The following is an 18339-nucleotide window of genomic DNA, read 5'->3' as shown; positions in this document are numbered from 1 at the left end:
GAGATCGACGCCGGAATGGTCCGCCTTGACGCGGACCTTGACGTTGTAGTCGACCACCCTTTTTACAGCAACAAGCACTTTCATATTGAATGCATACCCTATTTTGTTATTTCACGACTGGCAGTTTCGACCGATCAATGGTGAACGCCACCGCGATGATCAGGATCACGCCAAAGACAATCTGTTGCGCGAACACGCTGACGCCGACAAACGTCATGCCGATGCGAACAACGGAAACCAGCAACGCTCCGATCAGCGTGCGCCAGATGCCGCCAACCCCACCGGTCAATGCAGTGCCGCCCACCAAAACGGCAGCGATGGCCGGCAGCAGGAATTCGTTGGCCAGCGTGGGCGAGCCACTCGACAAACGCCCGGCCATCATCACCCCGGAAAGTGCCGCCAGGCCGCCGGACAACGCGAAGCTGATGATTTTCACCCGCAACACATTGATCCCTGAGGCCCATGCCGCGGATTCACCGGAGCCAATCGCGTTGGTGAAGCGGCCGAACGCCGTTTTGCGATGGATCACCACACACAGGATCATCACAGCAATGGCCACCCAGACTTCATTGGGAATACCGGCGCTTTGTCCAATGACCCAGCCGAAGGAAGCGGCACGGTCGGCGGCTTCGATGTTGAGGGTACGGTTGCCCGACCACAGCATGTTCAAGCTGGCGACCACGCCGCCAACGGCCAGGGTGACGATGAAGGAAGGCAAGCGCAGACGTGTGTGCAGCACGCCGCTGATCGCCCCGGCCGCAGCGCCCGCGGCAATGGCGGTGGGAACGGACCAGGTACCGAAATCAGGCAGCAGCAACGCGACGATGACACTGGCCATCGAAGCCACCGCCTGGGACGACAGGTCGATACCACCGATGAGCACCACAAACGTGATACCCGTGGCCATGATGAACAGGGCCGCCGTGTCGGCCGCCAGCCCCAGCACCGCCGTGGGTTGGATGAAGCCAGGGTCGTAGCCGGTGATCAGCGCCATGAGCAACAGCAAAGCCAGCAGGGGTGCCTGGCTGCGAAAATCATTCAGGGAAATAGGCATCGGGAACCTCACACCATGTGTTTGATGAGATCCACCTGTTGCGGTTTGCAACCGGGTGGACAATCGAAGGACTGGGCAAACTCGCCATCGCGCATCACCAGAATCCGGTGGCTCAGCCCGATCATCTCCTCAAGGGTGTCGGCGGTGAGGATCACCGACACACCCTGGGCGGTAATCTCTCGGACGAGTTCATAGACATCTTCCTTGGCGCCCACATCCAGGCCACGGGTGGGATGGTCGAGAATCAGGATCGATGACTGCGCATTGCGCCACTTGGCCAGCACCACCTTCTGCTGGTTGCCCCCGCTCAGGTTGAGCAGCAAGGCATCTGGCCCTGGCGTCTTGATGTGCAGCCGGGCTATCCAGTCTTCGGCGATCGCCCGCTCTTTACCCGTTTCCAGCAGGCCAAAGGAGGTCACCTGGCCGATGCGTGCCAGGGTCATGTTCTGGGCCACACTGAGCATGGAAACGATTCCCTCCACCTTGCGCTCACGCGGTACATAGCCAATGCCCGCCTTGATCGAGGCGGCGGCACCGTGATCGCGAAGCAGCTTGCCATGCACCGTTATCGCGCCACTGCTCTTGCCCATCAACCCGGCCAACACCCGGCAGAGTTCCTCGCGCCCGGAACCGATCACGCCGGCAATGCCCAGCACCTCGCCGCGCCGCAACTGGAAATCCAGCGCGTCGAACACGCCCTTGAGTGCCAACCCCTCGACCTTCAACACCACATCATCCTCGTTGCAGGCTTGCTGCAGGGATTCGCGGTAGTACTCGGTGTGCAGCGAACGACCGACCATCAAGGTATGCAGGTGGTCTTTGGTGGCATCGGCCGCCGGCATCTGCGACACCACCTCGCCGTCCTTGAGCACATACACCCGGTCACTGAGTTCCAGCAGTTCGTCAAGGCGGTGCGAAACGAAGATGAACGAGGCGCGGCTTTTGAGCTGACGCACCAGGCGGAACAAGGTGTCGATTTCCTTCTGTTCCAGCGCGGACGTCGGCTCATCCAACAGGATCACCAACGGTCCGTCGGTCATCTCCTCCAGGGCCAGCGACTTGGCCAGTTCAACCATCTGCCGTTGGCCGAAGCTCAGTTCGCTGCACAACGTACCGGGGTCGATATCCAGGTTGACCTTGGCCAGCTGGAAGCGCGCTGCCGCGTAAAGCTTTTTCCAGTTGATGAAGCCCAGTCGGGTGAATTCGGCTTCGCGGCCCAGGAACAGGTTCTCCGCCACCGACAGATTGGTCAGGATCGATTGCTCCTGGTAAACCATGGCGATGCCCTTGGCGGTGGCACCGCGAGGCCCATCGAGGGTCACCGGCTGGCCGTCGAGTTCCAGATGGCCGTCATCGGGCTGATAGACACCAGTGAGAATCTTCATCAAGGTGGATTTGCCGGCACCGTTCTCGCCGATCAATCCGACCACTTCGTTTTCCCTGACCTCGATGGAGATGTTCTTCAGTACCGTGATGCCGTTGAAGCGTTTACTGACATTCTTGAGTGCGAGCATGATACGTCCTCACTTCACGACGCGTGCTTTCGCACGGTCAAGCGCCATGGCCACGGCCACAATGATCAATACCCCCTGAACGCCCTGCTGGACGTAGGGAGGGATCCCCATCAAAACCATGCCGTTGCTCAGTACCACCACAATCAGCACCCCAAGCAACGTACCGAACGGGCTGCCGTTGCCGCCGGCCAACGAGCAGCCGCCAACAACGATTGCAGTGATCGCGGTGAACAATTGCCCTTGGGCAATCAGCGCATGCCCCTGGCCAAACTGAGCCACCGCCAGGATCGCCGCCAGACCATAAAAACCACCGGCCAGTGCGAATACGGCAATTCGAATACGACCAACTTGCACACCGTTGAGGCGCGCCAGGTCTTCGGCACCGCCGATGGCCAGGGCATGGCGCCCCAGCACGGTATGACGCGACACCACATGGGCGATGATCAGCGCCACGCCGACAATCCAGACCGACAGGGGCAGCCCCAGCACGCGATACAACGCCACGGCGCGCACATCCATGTCGACTACGCGCACCGTATTGCCCTGCAACAGCGCAGTGGCCAGGCCGATACCGACAAAGCCAAGGCCCAGCGTGCCGATGAACGAAGGAATGCGCAGCCTGACCTGGAGCAGTCCGTTGACCAATCCCATCAGCGCACCGACCACTACGGCGACCGGTAACGCCCAGAGCCCGATGGAGTGAGCGTTCAGTGTGTTGGAGATCAGCAGTGAGAAGCACACGGCGGCAATGGCCACCACGCCCTCGACCGACAGGTCGATACTGCCCATCTGGATCACAAACATTCCGCCCAATGCCATGAGCAAGGGAATCGTCGACGCCGTGGCGATGCGCGTCAGGTTCATGGGATCAAAGAAATGGTGGTTGATCGAACCCACCAGCAAGCCGATGAGCAGCAATACGATTAACGATGAAAACCGTCTCAGACGGGCCATGACGAAAACTCCGGAAGACAGGGAATGACGGATCTGGCGCGCCATCGCGCCACGAATACAGGCAACGGCGAGCGGCTAGGAGTCGTAGCGGATAGGCCCTGCCACGCGTGACCAGTAGTCCGTGACATCCAGGGTTGGCGGCGTCTTGAAGTTGGCGTTGAAGAACGCTTCGGCGTTTGCCCTGTTGACCATTTGCGGGCGAATGTAGAACTCGCGATGTTCGCGAGGCTCCCTGGCCGGGTCCAGCTTGCCTGTCTTGGCGGCATAGCCCAGCGCCAGGCCGACGCTGCCAACCCAGTAGGGATCTATGGTGCTGGTGGCGATGTACTCGCCCGAGCGGATCGCCTGCACCGCCTGCTCGGTGCCGTCCATGCCGACGATCGGGATGCTGCCCGCCAGGCCTTCCCCGCGCAGTGCCTCCAGGGCACCCATGCCCATATCGTCGTTGCACGACCAGATGCCGTTCAGGTCGCTGCCGAAGCGCGTCAGCCACGACTGAACGATGGCGAAGGCCTTGTTGGCGCTCCAGTCGGCTGGCTGGAAATCCAGGAGCTTGATGTCCGGGTATTTTTTCAACGCCGCGTCCAGCCCCTTGCGACGGTTGATCGCCGGCACATTGCTGAGAATGCCACCCAGGGCTACGACACCGCCCTTGCCGCCCATGGCCTCGAACAATTGCGTGGCCATTTCCTCGCCCACGGCCTCGCCGTCCTCGGACAGGTGCGACACCCAGTAGGGGTTGTAGTCCCAGGGATGCATGTCGTCAGGTTTGTTCCAGATGGTGGTGATGTAGACGCCTGCCTTCACGCATTCTTCGATGATCGCGCGGGTATCGGCCGAGTCATTGGGATCGACGGTCAGGACCAGGTTGCCATTGGTCTTGGAAATGAGCGCGCGGATGTCGGCGATGCTCTTCTGCGAGTTGCCTTCGCTGACCAGGGGCGAATAGGCAGCCTTCTGACTGGTCGCGAAGGCCTCGCCACCGCGGTTGAAGAGTGCGTGGTAAGGGTTGGTCATGGAGCGGAAGGCGTTGGAAAACGTCACCTGTTCCTGGGCCCAGAGCACCCTTGGGAACAGGCCGGCCACAGCGCCCGCGCCTGCCAGGCTGGCTGCGCCGATGAGCAGTTTGCGACGGCTGAATTGCAATTGATTGGTCGGGTCTTTGTCATTTTTGTTCATGTTCCCTCCAGGTTCCGGGCACCGGATAATCAGTATTTTTATAGTTTTATGTAACCAACCGGTTATTTATAAATCCATAGCATTCAAGATGCAATCATTCGCGTGAATGTTTAATCGCAAGAGATTGGAAAACGGCAGTCCCGGTTAGCGCGACGCACCCAACGGGACTGCCGGCAAGGCGTCAGTGAGCGCGATCCAGTACGACCTGATCGGCCGCCGAGCGCACTTCGGAAGGCGGCAACTGGCGCCCCAACAGCAGGTCTGCGCCCTTCTCGGCGATCATGATCGAAGGGGCATTGGTGTTGGCACTGTTGAGTCGAGGCATCACCGAGGAATCGATGACGCGCAACCCCGCTACGCCGTACACCCGCAGTTGCGGATCGACCACCGATTGATCGTCGACACCCATCTTGCAGGTGCCCACCGGGTGATAGCCGGTGCGACCGCTTTCCCGTGCGTAAGCCTCATAGTCCGCCTGGGTCTTGACCCGGCTGCCGGGGAAGTGCTCGGCCTTGATGTACCGCGCCAGGGAAGGCTGAGAAAGGATTTCCCGGCTGAGCTTGATGCCTTCGACCGACACGTGCAGGTCGTAAGGGTCGCTGATGTAGGCCGGATCGATCGATGGCGCCTGCAATGGATCGGCGCTGTTGAGCGTTACCCGGCCACGGCTGCGCGGGCGCAGGAAATAGGAGTTCAACGTGCACCCCGAACCCGAGGGTACCGGAGGTATCCCCGCCTCGACCCCGGCGCCCGGGAGAAAGTGGAACTGCAGATCCGGGGTCTGGGAACGGGAATCGCCGTACCAGAACGCGCCGGCCTCGGCGATGTTGGAGGTGACCGGTCCCTTGTTGAACAACAGGTACTCAAGGCCCGCCCACAGGGTCATGTGGGGTTTCGCGTAGCGGTCCAGGCTCTTGGGCTCCTTCAGTTCGCAGACGATATCGATGTCGAAATGGTCCTGCAGGTTCTGCCCCACGCCCGGAAGATCCTTGTGCACGGCAATGCCGTGCCGCGACAGCTCCTGCGCGGGCCCGACGCCAGACAGCATCAGGATCTTCGGCGAACCGATGGCGCCCGCGGCCACCACCACTTCGCGCGTCGCCTGGGCAAAGCGAACCTCGCGCGAATCCCGCCCCTGAACGTACTCCACACCGGTGGCTCGGCCGTTTTCGATGCGCACCCGAGTGACCAGGCATTCGGTCTGTATCGTTAGGTTCGGCCGCTTGCGCACCGCCTTGTTCAGGTAGCCCTGGGCCGTACTGCAACGCCGGCCATTGCGCAGGGTCACTTGATAGGCACCGCAGCCTTCCTGTTTCGCGCCGTTGAAATCCGGGTTATGCGGGATCCCTGCTTCCTGCGCCGAACGAATGAAGGCCTTGCTCACCTCGTTGAGGCTGATGGGATCGGACACTCCCAGTGGTCCTCCCGTACCGTGGTACTCATTGGAAAAGCGCTCATTGTCCTCAGCACGCCGGAAGTAAGGCAGCACGTCACGATAGGACCAGCCCTGGCAGCCTTCCTCACGCTCCCAATCGTCGTAGTCGTGGGCATTACCCCGGGTATAGACCATGGCGTTGATCGAACCGCTGCCACCCAGTACCCGCCCTTGCGGATACACGATCGAGCGGTTTTTCATGGTGACCTGGTCGACCGTGTTGAAGCCCCAGGTCAGGGGCCCTCCGGTCATTTTGAAAAAGCCAACGGGCATGTGAATGTACGGATTGGTGTCCGCCGGACCTGCTTCGAGCAACAGCACCTTGATGTTGTCGGCCTCGCTCAGCCGGGCCGCGAGCACACAACCGGCCGAACCGCCACCGATAATGACGAAATCATACATAGTGATACCTCAGTTTTTATTGTTGTCCTCAGGTCGATGCTGCCCGGGCTCAGTCCTGTACCCAGCGAGCCCGCTCGCCCAGTTGCAGGTGCACGGACTTGACCTCGGTGTACTCCTCGACGCCGTAGCGTCCGGTTTCGCGGCCGATGCCCGATTGCTTGAAGCCTCCGGAAGGCAGTTCCGGGCCACCGGCGATGGTGGTGTTGACCCACACCCGGCCCGCCTTTATCTGGCGCATGGCCCGCAGCGAAGTGTTCAGGTCACGGCTCCAGACACTGGCCGCCAGGCCGAAAGGCGTGTCGTTGGCGATCTGCATCGCCTGATCAAAATCGTCGAAGGCGGTGATGGTCAGCACCGGGCCAAAGATTTCTTCACGCGCCAAGGTCATCTGTGGCGTTACCTGGGAAAAAACCGCAGGTTGCAGGTACATGCCCTGCGGCGACTCGATTCGATACCCGCCGGTCATCAGTTGCGCACCTTCGCTACGGCCCTGGCTGACGTAGCCCAGAATGCGTTCCATCTGGCGCAGCTCAGTGATCGATCCCACCTGGGTGGCCTCATCCAGCGGATCGCCGATACGAACCCTCGCCAGCAGTTCGAGAATCTTCGCCGTGAGGCGCTGTTCCACTGAACGGTGCACCAGCAGCCGACTGCCACTGACGCAGCATTGGCCGGCGTTGAAGCAGATACCGAAGACGATGGCATCGGCAGCGGCATCCAGGTCGGCATCGGCAAACACCACCTGCGGGTTCTTGCCGCCCAGTTCCAGGCCGGTTTTCTTCATGTTGCCGGCGGCCGCGGCCAGCGTCAGCCTGCCGACCTCGGTGGAACCGGTGAACGACACCATGTCGATATCGGCGTGTTCGGAAATGGCCTGGCCCACCACGGAGCCCGGCCCGGTCAACACGTTCACCACGCCATCGGGCAAGCCCGCCTGTTGCAACAGGCCCGCCAGTATCAGTGTAGTGCCGGAGGTGAGCTCGCTCGGCTTGACGACCACTGTGCAGCCTGACGCCAGGATGAACGGCAGGCGCTCGGCGAGAATGAAGAACGGAAAGTTCCACGGTGTGATCAGCCCGACGACACCTACCGGCTCGCGGGTCACCAGGCCCAGCATGTCTTCACCCAGGTTGTTGAAGGCATCGCCATGCAGCGCGCGCGCCTGCCCGGCGGCGTATTCCCAGATTCCGGCAGACGCCAGCACTTCACCACGGGATTGGGCAATGGGCTTGCCCGTTTCCAGGGTTTCGCACAGGGCCAGCTCTTCGCAGTGCTGGCGGATCAGCTCGGCGGTCTTGAGCAGCACGGTGCTGCGCGCCTCCCCACTGCCGCGGGCCCAGGTACTCTGTTCAAAGGCCTGGCGCGCGGCCACCACTGCCTGGTCGACATCGACTCCGCTACCCGAAGGGTAAACGCTCACCGGCACATCGTGGGCCGGGCTGCGACGGGTCACCGAGCGCGTGGCCGAGCCTTGCGTCCATTGCCCGTCGATGAACATGTCGAAGTGTCGGGGTTGAACAGGCAGTGAATGAATCAAGGCATTATTGTTCATGATAGTGTCCTCTTCCGAACGGGGATCTAAACGACTCCTGGCCTGGCTTGCCCGCCAAAAGTGTAATGTATATAACCAACCGGTTGCTTACTTTTTCAGTGACCTTTAAGCTCTTTTGCCAAGATTTTTCCCAAGCAGGTCAGGCGCGGATCGCAGTGGATCGCCCCGAGAAAACCTGCCTTTTTGATACACGCCTGAGACTGGAGCGACCTGAATGACGATTGAACCCACGGAAGATGCACCGCGCGCCACCCGCGATTCGGAGGCGACCAAGCTGCGTATCCTCAAGGCCGCCACGGTCGAGTTCGCCAAGCTGGGATTCGGCGGCGCGCGCATCAATAGCATTGCCGAGCGGGCCAAATCCAACAAACGCATGATCTACGAGTACTTCGGTAGCAAGGAGGAACTGTTCCAGGCGGTCCTGGAGACCGCCTACAACGACATCCGCATGGCCGAACGCAAACTCAAGCTCGAAGAGCTCGACCCGCAGACCGCGATCACCCAGCTGGTGATGTTCACCTGGAAGTACTACCTGAAGAACCCGCACTTCCTGACCCTGGTCAACAGCGAAAACCTGCACAAGGCCGCGCACCTGAAGCACTCCCAGGAAAAGATGCACGACATGCACGGCTCCATGGTGCAGATGGTGGCCCGCATTCTTGATCGCGGCGTCGCCGAGGGTGTGTTCCGCCCAGGGGTGGACCCGGTGCAGTTGATCATCTCCATCGCCGCCATCAACTACTACTACCTCAACAACCGCTTTACCGGGCAGATCATCTACGGTTTCGACCTCATGGCACCCGAAGCACTGCAGGCGCGGATCGACTTCAACGTCGAGACCGTCCTGGGAATGCTCAGGCCGCGCTGATGCCACGTGTCTCCCTTGCATGCCGGCAAAGGTGTGCAAGGGCGTCTTCATTTCAGCGCCGCGACCTGCGGCTCGCCTAGCAGCGGCATGAATGCCATGCGATCCAGCACGTCGCGTTGAACGTCCACGCCCTGGGCCACCTCGATCAATTCCACACCGCCCTCCACCAGCCGGAAGACCGCACGCTCGGTGACATACAGCACTTCTTTTCCAGACAGCAGCGCCTGGGGTCCGCTGAAGGTGATGTGACTGACCTGGGCCACCAGTTTTGGCACTTCGCCGACCCGGGCAATTTCCAGCTCCGTGCCGTGACGAGCCACTTGCAGTCCCTTGGCTTCGAAGGCGCCACAGAACACCACCTTGCGCGCACCCTGGGTGATGTCGACGAAGCCCCCGGGGCCAACCAGCCGACCCCCGAGGCTGGACACGTTGACGTTACCGTACTGGTCCATTTCGCCCATCCCGAGGAACGCCAGGTCAACCCCGCCGCCACTGTAGAAATCAAACTGGTCCAGGGAGGTAACGATCGCCTGGGGATAGCGCGCCGCGCCGAACATCGCACCGTCCATCATTCGGCCATTGTGGATACCTTGCTCGATAGTGCCCCAGTACTGGTCCTGCAACCCACGCTCGGCGAGCAACGAAGGGATGCCGGCCGGGATACCAAAGCCAAAATTGAGCGACATGCCCGGCTTGAATTCATCCGCGGCCCGCTGCGCGATGATGCGGCGGATATCCTCGGCCAGCGGCGCTTCAACGGCGTCTGAAGTGGGCAGGCATTCACCGCTGATCTGCGGGTCGTAATCGGCTGCCAGGCATTGACGCTGATCCGGGACATGCACCACTTGATCCACCAGTACCCCCGGAATGCGCACCATGCGGGCGGGCACAAAGGGGGTTTCGCTCAGCTCCCGAACCTGCACATGGACCTTGCCGCCACTGTTGTGCGCCGCCAGTGCCAAGGCATAGGCATCCAGGTCGGCGGCTTCATGGACCAGGGTGATGTTGCCGCTGGGGTCGGCCACGCTGCCACGCACCAGCGCCACGTCGACCTTGAACGGTTTATAGCGCAGGTATGGCTGGCCATCGATCTCGATTCGCTCGACGATGGTTTCGACCGCCGACTCATTGCAACGACCGCCGTTGACCTGCGGATCGGCGAAAGTCCCCAGACCGATGTGGGTGATCAGGCCCGGCCGCCCTGCACCGATTTCGCGCATCAGGCTCATGATCACCCCGGCCGGCAGGGTATAGGCGGCGATTTCGTTGTCACGGGCCAGGCGCTGCATTTTTGCCGACCAGCTCCAGTGCCCGCCGATGACCTTGCGCACCAACCCCTTGTGGGCCAGGCGTTCAAGACCACTGCCCTGCCCGTCGCCAATGCCCAGGGCATGGACGATGGTCAGGTCGCGCGGGTGTCCCGTGGTCAGGAACGAGTGCTCGATCGCGCTGAGCAGGGCATCAGGTTCCAGCAACGTTCCCGAACCGCAAATCGCCACCGTGGCGCCATCGGCAATGCCTGTCGCGACATCTGCTGCAGAAGAACAGCGTCTTCTCATTTTTGTTATCTCCCGGTGAAGGCTTCGCTGTTTGCATCCCCCGTGAACAGAACACTTGACGCGCCCTGAAAGGATGCCTTAAATAAATAACCGGTTGGTTACATGCTTTTCACTCTAGTCCAGCTCGAGACTGAAAACAACCCACTGTTCATTGCTCACCGGAAAGGAATAAAACAATGCAACTTTCTGAGATTCACTTGCAGATTCGTGATGTCGCCCGCCGTTTCGCCGACCAGGCCGTGCGCCCCCTCGCCGAAAAACTCGACCACGAAGAAAGCTTCCCGGCCGCGCTGTACCGGCAGATGGGCGAATTGGGCCTGTTCGGCATCACCGTGCCAGACACTCTCGGTGGCGCCGGGCTGGACTGCCTGGCCTACGCCCTGGTGATGGAAGAGCTGTCGCGCGGCTATGCGTCAGTGGCCGACCAGTGCGGTTTGCTGGAACTGATTGGCACCCTGCTTTCGGTGCACGGCACCGCGCAACAACAGGCACGCTATCTTCCCGAACTGCTCAGCGCGCACAAGCACCCGGCCTATTGCATTACCGAGGCCGAAGCCGGTTCCGACGTGTCGGGCATCCGCACCACCGCCGTGCGCACCCCCAACGGCTGGAAGCTCAACGGCTCCAAACTGTGGATTCACAACGCACCAGTCGCTGACCTGGCGTTCGTGCTGGCACGCACCGACCCCGAGGCGGGCAAGCGTGGCATGAGCATTTTCATCGTCGACTGCCACCTGCCGGGCGTCAGCAAAGGTCCCAAGGAACACAAGATGGGCCAGCGTGCCTCCCAGGTCGGCGGTCTGAATTTCGATAACGTCGAACTGGCCGAAGATGCCCTGCTGGGCCAGGAAGGCCGCGGCTTCCACATCATGATGAGCGCGTTGGACAAAGGCCGCGTGGGCATCGCGTCGCTGGCGGTGGGTATTGCCCAGGCCGGGCTTGAGGCGGCGCTGGAGTACGTGCCGCAACGCAAACAGTTCGGCAAGCCGATTGCCGACAACCAGGGTTTGCAATGGATGCTGGCCGACATGGCCAAGGACATTCGCGCGGCCCGCCTGCTGGTGCAGGACGCAGCACAGCGACTGGATACCAATGACAACGCCACCATCGCCTGTTCGATGGCCAAATGCTTCGCCGCGGATGTGGCGGTGGCGCAAACCGCCAATGCCGTGCAGATGTTCGGCGGCAGCGGCTTCATTCGCGGTTTCGAGGTAGAACGGTTGTACCGTGACGCCAAGATCACCCAGATCTACGAAGGCACCAACCAGATCCAGCGCACCATCATCGCCCGCGAACTGCTGACCAAGGGTGGGCGCTCATGAGTACCCGTCCTACCGCACTGGTGACCGGCGCACGCGGTGGCATCGGGCGCGCATCCGCAGTTGCGCTGGCACACGCCGGCTTTGACCTGGCATTGGTCGACCTGCAAGTGGACGACGCGCTGCAAGCCACCCTGCAGGCAGTGACCGGCCTGGGGTCCAAGGCCGTCGCGCTGGCCGGTGACATTGCCGCCATCGAACGCCACGAAGCCTTGATCGATGCGGCTGAGGCGGCCATCGGCCCGTTGTCCTGCCTGGTCAACAACGCCGGCGTCTCGGTCGCCAGCCGCGGTGACTTGCTGGAAGTCAGCCCCGAGAGCTATGACCGCTGCCAACGGGTCAACACCCGTGGCACGTTCTTCCTGACCCAGGCTTTCGCCCGTCGTTTGCTGGCTTACAAGCCGACAGGGGTGCACCGCTGCATCGTCACCGTCACCTCCTCCAACGTGCAGGCGGTGTCGGTGCTGCGCGGCGAATACGGTATCTCCAAGGCGGGGCTGTCCATGGCCTCGCGCCTGTTCGCGGTGCGACTGGCCGACGAAGGTATCGGTGTGTACGAAGTGCAGCCGGGGCTGATCGCAACGGAAATGACCGCGCCGTCGAAGGCACGCTACGACGCGGAGATCGAACGCGGCCTGACGGCAATCAAGCGCTGGGGCACGCCCGAGGACGTGGCAACGGTGATTACCACCATGGCCAGTGGTGGCCTGCCCTATACCGTCGGCCAGGCCGTACCCGTCGATGGCGGCCTGTTGATTCCAAAATTCTGATCTGCCGGAGACCCCGTTATGTCACTGACTATCCAATTGCCGACGTTTGACCAGGGCAAGACTGCGCCCTACTCGCTGGTCGGCACCCCGTTGCCAATCATCCCGAGGCCCGCTAGCAGCCATCGCATCGCGCTCAGCGCCGCCCATGTGGTGGCCGATCCCCTTGCATCCCGGCACTCCGGGGCCGCCGCGCCGATCGATTGGGAACGTACGCTGCACTACCGGCGCTATCTGCTGGAACAGGGCCTGGGCATTGCCGAGGCCATGGACACCGCCCAACGCGGTATGGGCCTGGACTGGCCAACGGCGCTGGAGTTGATCCAGCGCACGCTCGAGGAGACGAGCGACATCAAGGACGCGCTGATCTTTTCCGGCTGCGGTACCGATCACCTGGCCGCCGGCGACGCCCGCAACCTTGACGACGTGCTGCGCGCCTACGACCAGCAACATCAAGCCATCGGCAAGGTGGGCGGGCGCATCATCCTGATGGCCAGCCGTGCCTTGGCGCGCGTGGCCAAGGGCCCGCAAGACTATCGCCAGGTTTACCGTAATGTCCTGGGCGATGCCCAGGCCCCGGTCATCCTGCACTGGCTGGGCGACATGTTCGACCCTGCCCTGCAGGGCTATTGGGGCAATACCGGGTTTGAAGCAGCGCTGGATACCTGCCTGGAAATCATTCACGAAAACGCAAGCAAGATCGACGGCATCAAGCTGTCGCTGCTCGACAAGGACAAGGAAATCGCCCTGCGCCGCCGACTGCCGGCATCGGTAAAAATGTACACCGGCGATGACTTCAACTACCCCGAGCTGATCGAGGGCGATGAACAGGGCTACTCCCACGCATTGCTTGGCATCTTCGATGCCATCGCCCCAGCGGCGTCCCAGGCGTTGACCGCCCTGGAGCAAGGTGACCCGGTGCGCTACAACGCGTTGCTCGCCCCCACCCTGCCACTGGCACGACTGATCTTCAGTGCGCCGACCCAATACTACAAGACGGGCGTCGTGTTCCTGGCCTGGCTCAATGGCCATCAGGATCACTTCACCATGCTCGACGGTCACCAGGCCATGCGCCCACTGGCCTACTTCTGCGAAGTGTTCCGATTGGCCGACCAGGCCGGACTGCTGAGGCATCCGGAACTTGCCATCGCGCGCCTGCAACAACTGCTGAAGGTGCACGGCGTCAACGCGTAGTCACGGGCCCGGGCCTCATGGGCTCGGGCGAACTTTCCCAGGAGAATACGATGCCCCTACGTCCATTGGTCAATCGACTGGACCTGTGCTCGATCAACACCGCCACCCTCGGCCATCGCTTGCCCATCCAGAAGACCCTGGACCTGATCGCCAGGGCCGGTTTTGGTGCCGTTGCGCCCTGGCGACGAGACATGGAAGGCCAGGACCTGAACGCCGTTCGCCGGCAATTGTGCGACAGCGGCCTGAAGGTCAACGCCTACTGTCGGTCTACCTACCTTACTGCCCGGGACAGCAAAGGGTTCAAGGCTGCACTGCTGGACAACTGCGCGGCTATCGCCGAGGCCTCGGAGCTTCAGGCCGAATGTTTCGTCATGGTCGTGGGCGGTGTGCCCGAGGGTTCCAGGGACATTGCCGGAGCCCGCGCCCAAGTGGCCGAAGGCATTTCGATGTTGCGCGACCAGGCCCGCAGCTACGGCGTGCCCCTGGCCCTTGAACCCCTGCACCCGATGTATGCCGCCGACCGCTCCTGCTTGTCCACGCTGGAACAGGCGCTGGACTTGTGCGAGCAGATCGAGCCGGGCGGTTTCCAGTCGCTGGGCGTCGCCATTGACGCCTACCACTGCTGGTGGGACCCCAGGCTTCGCCAGCAGATTCAGCGCGCCGGCCGCCAGCGCCGCATCCTCGGCCTGCACGTCTCGGACTGGCTGGTGCCAACCCGGGACATGCTGCTGGACCGGGGCATGATGGGCGATGGCGTGATCGATCTGCGTGGCATCCGGCGAAGCGCTGAAGCTGCGGGGTACCGAGGCCACGTGGAAGTGGAGATCTTTTCCCGCGACCACTGGTGGACATGCGATGAGGCCCAGGTGCTGGATACCTGCGCACAACGCCTGCAAGACGTGTGCTGACCAGCTGCCCGCGCACGCCGTCAAAACAACAAGAAACGAGACCGCCCCATGACCCACCCCTATCGCTGGAAAATTTGCGCGCTGTTGTTCTTCGCCACCACCATCAACTACCTGGACCGCCAGGTGCTGGGCCTGCTCAAGCCCGTGCTTGAACTGCAATTCCATTGGAGCGAGACTGACTATAGTTATCTGGTGGTGGTCTTCCAGGCGTGCTATGCCGCCGGACTGCTGATTTTCGGTCGACTGATCGACCGCCTGGGCACCAAGCTTGGCTACGGCTTGTGCCTGGCGGTCTGGAGCCTGGCAGCGGTGGGCCACGCGGCGGCGCAATCGACCTTCAGCTTCATGATCATGCGCGCCCTGCTCGGGCTGGGAGAGTCCGGCAACTTCCCGGCGGCGATCAAGGCCGTCTCCGAATGGTTCCCCAAGAAGGAGCGCGCCCTGGCCGTGGGCATCCTCACGGCCGGCACCAGCATCGGCGCCATTCTCGCGCCAGCCTGCGTGCCCTGGTTGGCCAGCCATTACGGATGGCAGGCCGCGTTCGTGGTGACCGGGCTCACCGGTTTTGTCTGGTTGATCTTCTGGAAGTTGTTCTACGACAAGCCTGGCGCCCATCCGCGCGTATCCGTCACGGAATTGGCCTACATCAACCAGGACGTCAACGCTGAGCCCGAGCATGCCGTGAAATGGCGCACGTTGCTGACGTTGCGCGCCACATGGGCATTCATCGCGGGCAAGTTTCTCACCGACCCCATCTGGTGGTTCATGCTGTTCTGGCTGCCTTCTTATTTCACCTCGCGCTTCGGCCTGAGCCTCGCGGACCTGGCACTGCCCCTGATGATCGTCTATTGCGCCACGTCCGTGGGCAGTGTCGCTGGCGGCTGGCTGTCTTCGCGCCTGATCGGCGCGGGATGGCCGGTACAGCGTGCCCGGCGCAATGTCATGTTGTGCATGGCCGTGCTGGTCACCCCTCTGGCAGCCTCCAGCTATATCGACAACCTGTGGACCATGGTGGCGCTGCTGAGCCTGGCGGCCGCTGCCCACCAAGGTTGGTCAGCGAACATTTTCACCACGGTTGCCGACAACTTTCCCCGCTCCCAGGTGGCCTCGGTCATGGGCATCGGCAGCACCGCAGGCTCGGTGGGGGGCATGATCTTTCCGTTGATCATCGGCCTCGTCCTAGACCACTACAAGGCATTGGAACAATTGAACCTGGGCTACAACATTCTCTTCATCCTGTGTGCCAGCGCCTACCTGGTGGCCTGGGTGGCCATGCGGTTGATCGACGGCGCGCCTGCGCCGGCCAGTATCGCCACGCAATCACCGGATTCGCGATTCACCCCACAGCAAACCAGCAAAACCTCAAGGTAATTCCCTAACCTGCCATTTCTGGAGATCCACGCATGCAGCCGTCAACAAAAAGAAAACTCGGCCGAGTCGACCTGGAAGTCTCAAGCCTTGCGTTCGGCACCTCGCCGGTCGGCAACTTGTTCGCACCCACCGATGAAGCCACCTCCGACGTCATGTTCCAGCGAGCCTGGGAAGGTGGCGTACGCCTGTTCGATACCGCGCCCATGTATGGCCACGGGTTGGCCGAACTTCGCACCGGGCATTCGCTGCGCTGGAAGCCGCGCGATGAATTCGTCATCTCGTCCAAGGTCGGTCGCGTTCTCAAAGCCAAGCCGCGCGCGCAGATCGATTTCAATCCCTGGAACAATGCCGCCCCCAACGAGATGATTTTCGACTACAGCTACGACGGCACCATGCGCTCGTTCGAGGACTCACTGCAGCGCCTGGCGCTGGAGCGCATCGACATCTGCTTTATCCACGACATCGATGTGTTCACCCGCGGTGCCGATCAGCCTGAAGTGTTCGCACAGGCCATGGATGGCGCCTGGAGAGCGCTGGAGTCGCTGCGCGACCAAGGCGTTGTGAAAGCGATCGGGGTTGGCGTAAACGAATGGCAGGTCTGCCATGAAGCCTTGAAGCAGCGTGATTTTGACTGTTTCCTGATGGCGGGTCGCTACACCCTCCTGGAACAGGAATCCCTGGATTCGTTTCTGCCGCTGTGTGAGGAACGTGGCGCTTCGGTGTTGGTCGGCGGAGGCTTCAATTCCGGCATTCTGGCCACCGGCGCTGTCCAGGGCGCTCGTTACAACTATGCCCCCGCCCCCGCTGCAATACTGGAAAAAGTTCGCGCCATCGAATCGATCTGCCGGGACTATGAAGTACCACTTCCGGCTGCCGCTATGCAATTTGTGGTGTCCCACCCTGCGGTCGCTTCGTTTGTCGCGGGTACCCGCACGCTGAGCCAGATCGACAAGAACGTGGAATGGTTCAGCCACCCTATCCCCGGCGAATTCTGGACAAGCCTCAAGCAAGCCGGGTTGATCCGCGAAGACGCGCCGACACTCGTCTGAACAGACAGCGCTGGCAGGGAAGCCAGCACTGGGTAAGACAAGTCTGTGACCACCACTTTGCCGGACTTAAGGTGATTCATTAGGAGATACCGAAATTGACTGCATGAATTCTGAATAGGCAGCAATCGGCTTTGAATTCAACCGGTCACGTCAGGCAGAAATCGGCCCAGAGTGTGTAAAAACGCTAAATCGGGTTTTCTATAGCGACACTAGGAGACCGTGCTTAGGTTTTGCAAAATGATCAAGGCTACGACGTTTTCCAGGAACAGTTTGTAGGGCTCAGCAGCCGCTAGGGGTGCCGATGATTTTCATAACCTTTTTCAGATTGTAGACAAGCACATTCAGGCTCATCTCTGCACTTACCCCGTTAAGCTTTCGGGTCAGGACGTGTTGTACCTATCCATTGTTTGAGCGTCTCAAAGGGATGCTCAACAGTCCGTTTTCGGATTCGCATCATCTCCGGCGCGTTGCTCAGCGGGATCTGCATTTCCTCCAGCACGGCTAAATGTTCCCAGCGCCGGACTCACCGCTCCGTACTCAGTGTGCACTGCGGTTTCATGGCGTAGCCCCGGCATTTCGAACTCCAGTAACGGTGCAACATCAGGTTTTTTTCAACATTGGTATAGCGCCAGAACAGCGCCTCTCCAGTCGAGCAAATGCATTCGTTTTTTGCCGCGTCATAGATGAGGGCATCGTTATTGAAACGCCCGTCAGCCTTGGCTCCGGAGGTCATCGGGTTGGGCCCATAGGCGGTTATTTTTGGCATCGTGACAAGCTTGGATTTCTTCGCTTTTGAAATAGCCTCTATCAGCCACTACCGACAGCGCTTCTGGCGCCATCGCTTCGCGGGCCTGCTTGGCCATCGAGCTGAGTTGATCGCGGTCGGAGCCGACGTTGGCGACCTCATGAGCAGCGATCAGATGGTGCTGGGTATCGACCGCTGTCTGCACGTTGTAGCCGACGATTCCAGTGCCGCCAACCTTCGTAGGCCAAACGGGCAAGGCTTTTCAAGTGGTTATCTACCCCCATTGGCTGTAATCCCTCAGTCATACAAAGCTTTGTTGATTGTTAAAATATAATTCTAACAATTAGATAGATTTTGTTTTTCTGCACCCATTTTCGCGAATAACTCTCCAATGAGCGCGCTGCGTCTGCATTGGGCTCTCATGTAAAAGCCCATCTCTTCCGGCTTAAAAGCGTAACAAGGGATTTGA

General features: G+C 61.0%; 14 protein-coding genes and 2 pseudogenes. 7 read left to right on the top strand and 9 right to left on the bottom strand.

Going from position 1 to position 18339, the window contains the following annotated elements:
- The 7 genes and pseudogenes from KVG88_RS14195 to KVG88_RS14165 all read right to left on the bottom strand — a co-directional run.
- Positions 1-84 (bottom strand): annotated as a pseudogene (locus KVG88_RS14195) (electron transfer flavoprotein subunit beta/FixA family protein); the annotation flags it as partial.
- A 22-nt stretch (positions 85-106) separates the two neighbouring features.
- The gene (locus tag KVG88_RS14190) at positions 107-1054 is read right to left on the bottom strand and encodes an ABC transporter permease (protein ID WP_217871823.1); all 948 of its coding nucleotides are present in this window, start codon (positions 1052-1054) and stop codon (positions 107-109) included.
- 8 nt (positions 1055-1062) lie between these two features.
- Positions 1063-2568, bottom strand: coding sequence for a sugar ABC transporter ATP-binding protein (locus KVG88_RS14185; RefSeq protein ID WP_217871822.1), 1506 nt, complete (start codon positions 2566-2568; stop codon positions 1063-1065).
- A 9-nt stretch (positions 2569-2577) separates the two neighbouring features.
- Positions 2578-3522, bottom strand: a complete 945-nt coding sequence (locus tag KVG88_RS14180; RefSeq protein WP_217871821.1) for an ABC transporter permease — start codon at positions 3520-3522, stop codon at positions 2578-2580.
- A 75-nt stretch (positions 3523-3597) separates the two neighbouring features.
- Positions 3598-4701 (bottom strand): sugar ABC transporter substrate-binding protein, encoded by a 1104-nt coding sequence (locus tag KVG88_RS14175; protein ID WP_217871820.1) that lies wholly within the window; start codon positions 4699-4701, stop codon positions 3598-3600.
- A 181-nt stretch (positions 4702-4882) separates the two neighbouring features.
- On the bottom strand, positions 4883-6538 hold the full coding sequence (locus tag KVG88_RS14170; RefSeq protein ID WP_217871819.1) for a GMC family oxidoreductase: 1656 nt from the start codon (positions 6536-6538) through the stop codon (positions 4883-4885).
- A 49-nt stretch (positions 6539-6587) separates the two neighbouring features.
- The gene (locus KVG88_RS14165; RefSeq protein ID WP_217871818.1) at positions 6588-8090 is read right to left on the bottom strand and encodes an aldehyde dehydrogenase family protein; all 1503 of its coding nucleotides are present in this window, start codon (positions 8088-8090) and stop codon (positions 6588-6590) included.
- 214 nt (positions 8091-8304) lie between these two features.
- Between KVG88_RS14165 and KVG88_RS14160 the strand changes: the two genes are divergently transcribed.
- Entirely contained in the window at positions 8305-8958 is a 654-nt protein-coding gene (locus KVG88_RS14160) for a TetR/AcrR family transcriptional regulator (protein ID WP_217871817.1), read from the top strand.
- Between the two features lie 47 nt (positions 8959-9005).
- Here the strand turns inward: KVG88_RS14160 and KVG88_RS14155 are convergent, their stop codons facing one another.
- On the bottom strand, positions 9006-10517 hold the full coding sequence (locus KVG88_RS14155; protein WP_217871816.1) for an acyl CoA:acetate/3-ketoacid CoA transferase: 1512 nt from the start codon (positions 10515-10517) through the stop codon (positions 9006-9008).
- A 176-nt stretch (positions 10518-10693) separates the two neighbouring features.
- Between KVG88_RS14155 and KVG88_RS14150 the strand changes: the two genes are divergently transcribed.
- The 6 genes from KVG88_RS14150 to KVG88_RS14125 are packed head-to-tail and all read left to right on the top strand — an operon-like array spanning position 10694 to position 17125.
- Positions 10694-11839 (top strand): acyl-CoA dehydrogenase family protein, encoded by a 1146-nt coding sequence (locus KVG88_RS14150; protein WP_217871815.1) that lies wholly within the window; start codon positions 10694-10696, stop codon positions 11837-11839.
- Complete coding sequence (locus tag KVG88_RS14145; protein WP_217871814.1) at positions 11836-12606, top strand: 3-ketoacyl-ACP reductase; 771 nt, start codon at positions 11836-11838, stop codon at positions 12604-12606. Before KVG88_RS14150 ends, KVG88_RS14145 begins: the two co-directional genes overlap by 4 nt.
- An 18-nt stretch (positions 12607-12624) precedes the next feature.
- Positions 12625-13797 (top strand): dihydrodipicolinate synthase family protein, encoded by a 1173-nt coding sequence (locus tag KVG88_RS14140; RefSeq protein ID WP_217871813.1) that lies wholly within the window; start codon positions 12625-12627, stop codon positions 13795-13797.
- Positions 13798-13847: 50 nt separating this feature from the next.
- The gene (locus KVG88_RS14135; RefSeq protein WP_217871812.1) at positions 13848-14705 is read left to right on the top strand and encodes a sugar phosphate isomerase/epimerase family protein; all 858 of its coding nucleotides are present in this window, start codon (positions 13848-13850) and stop codon (positions 14703-14705) included.
- A gap of 48 nt (positions 14706-14753) precedes the next feature.
- Positions 14754-16076 (top strand): MFS transporter, encoded by a 1323-nt coding sequence (locus tag KVG88_RS14130; RefSeq protein WP_217871811.1) that lies wholly within the window; start codon positions 14754-14756, stop codon positions 16074-16076.
- Positions 16077-16108: 32 nt separating this feature from the next.
- Positions 16109-17125, top strand: coding sequence for an aldo/keto reductase (locus tag KVG88_RS14125; RefSeq protein ID WP_217871810.1), 1017 nt, complete (start codon positions 16109-16111; stop codon positions 17123-17125).
- 279 nt (positions 17126-17404) lie between these two features.
- On the opposite strand, the pseudogene KVG88_RS14120 reads toward KVG88_RS14125, so the two are convergent.
- A pseudogene (locus tag KVG88_RS14120) lies at positions 17405-18099 on the bottom strand (transposase); the annotation flags it as partial.
- Positions 18100-18339 lie beyond the last annotated feature (240 nt).

The organism is Pseudomonas azerbaijanoccidentalis (assembly GCF_019145495.1).
GTDB classification, from domain to species: domain Bacteria; phylum Pseudomonadota; class Gammaproteobacteria; order Pseudomonadales; family Pseudomonadaceae; genus Aquipseudomonas; species Aquipseudomonas azerbaijanoccidentalis.
This window is presented reverse-complemented; position numbering and strand designations above follow the sequence as displayed.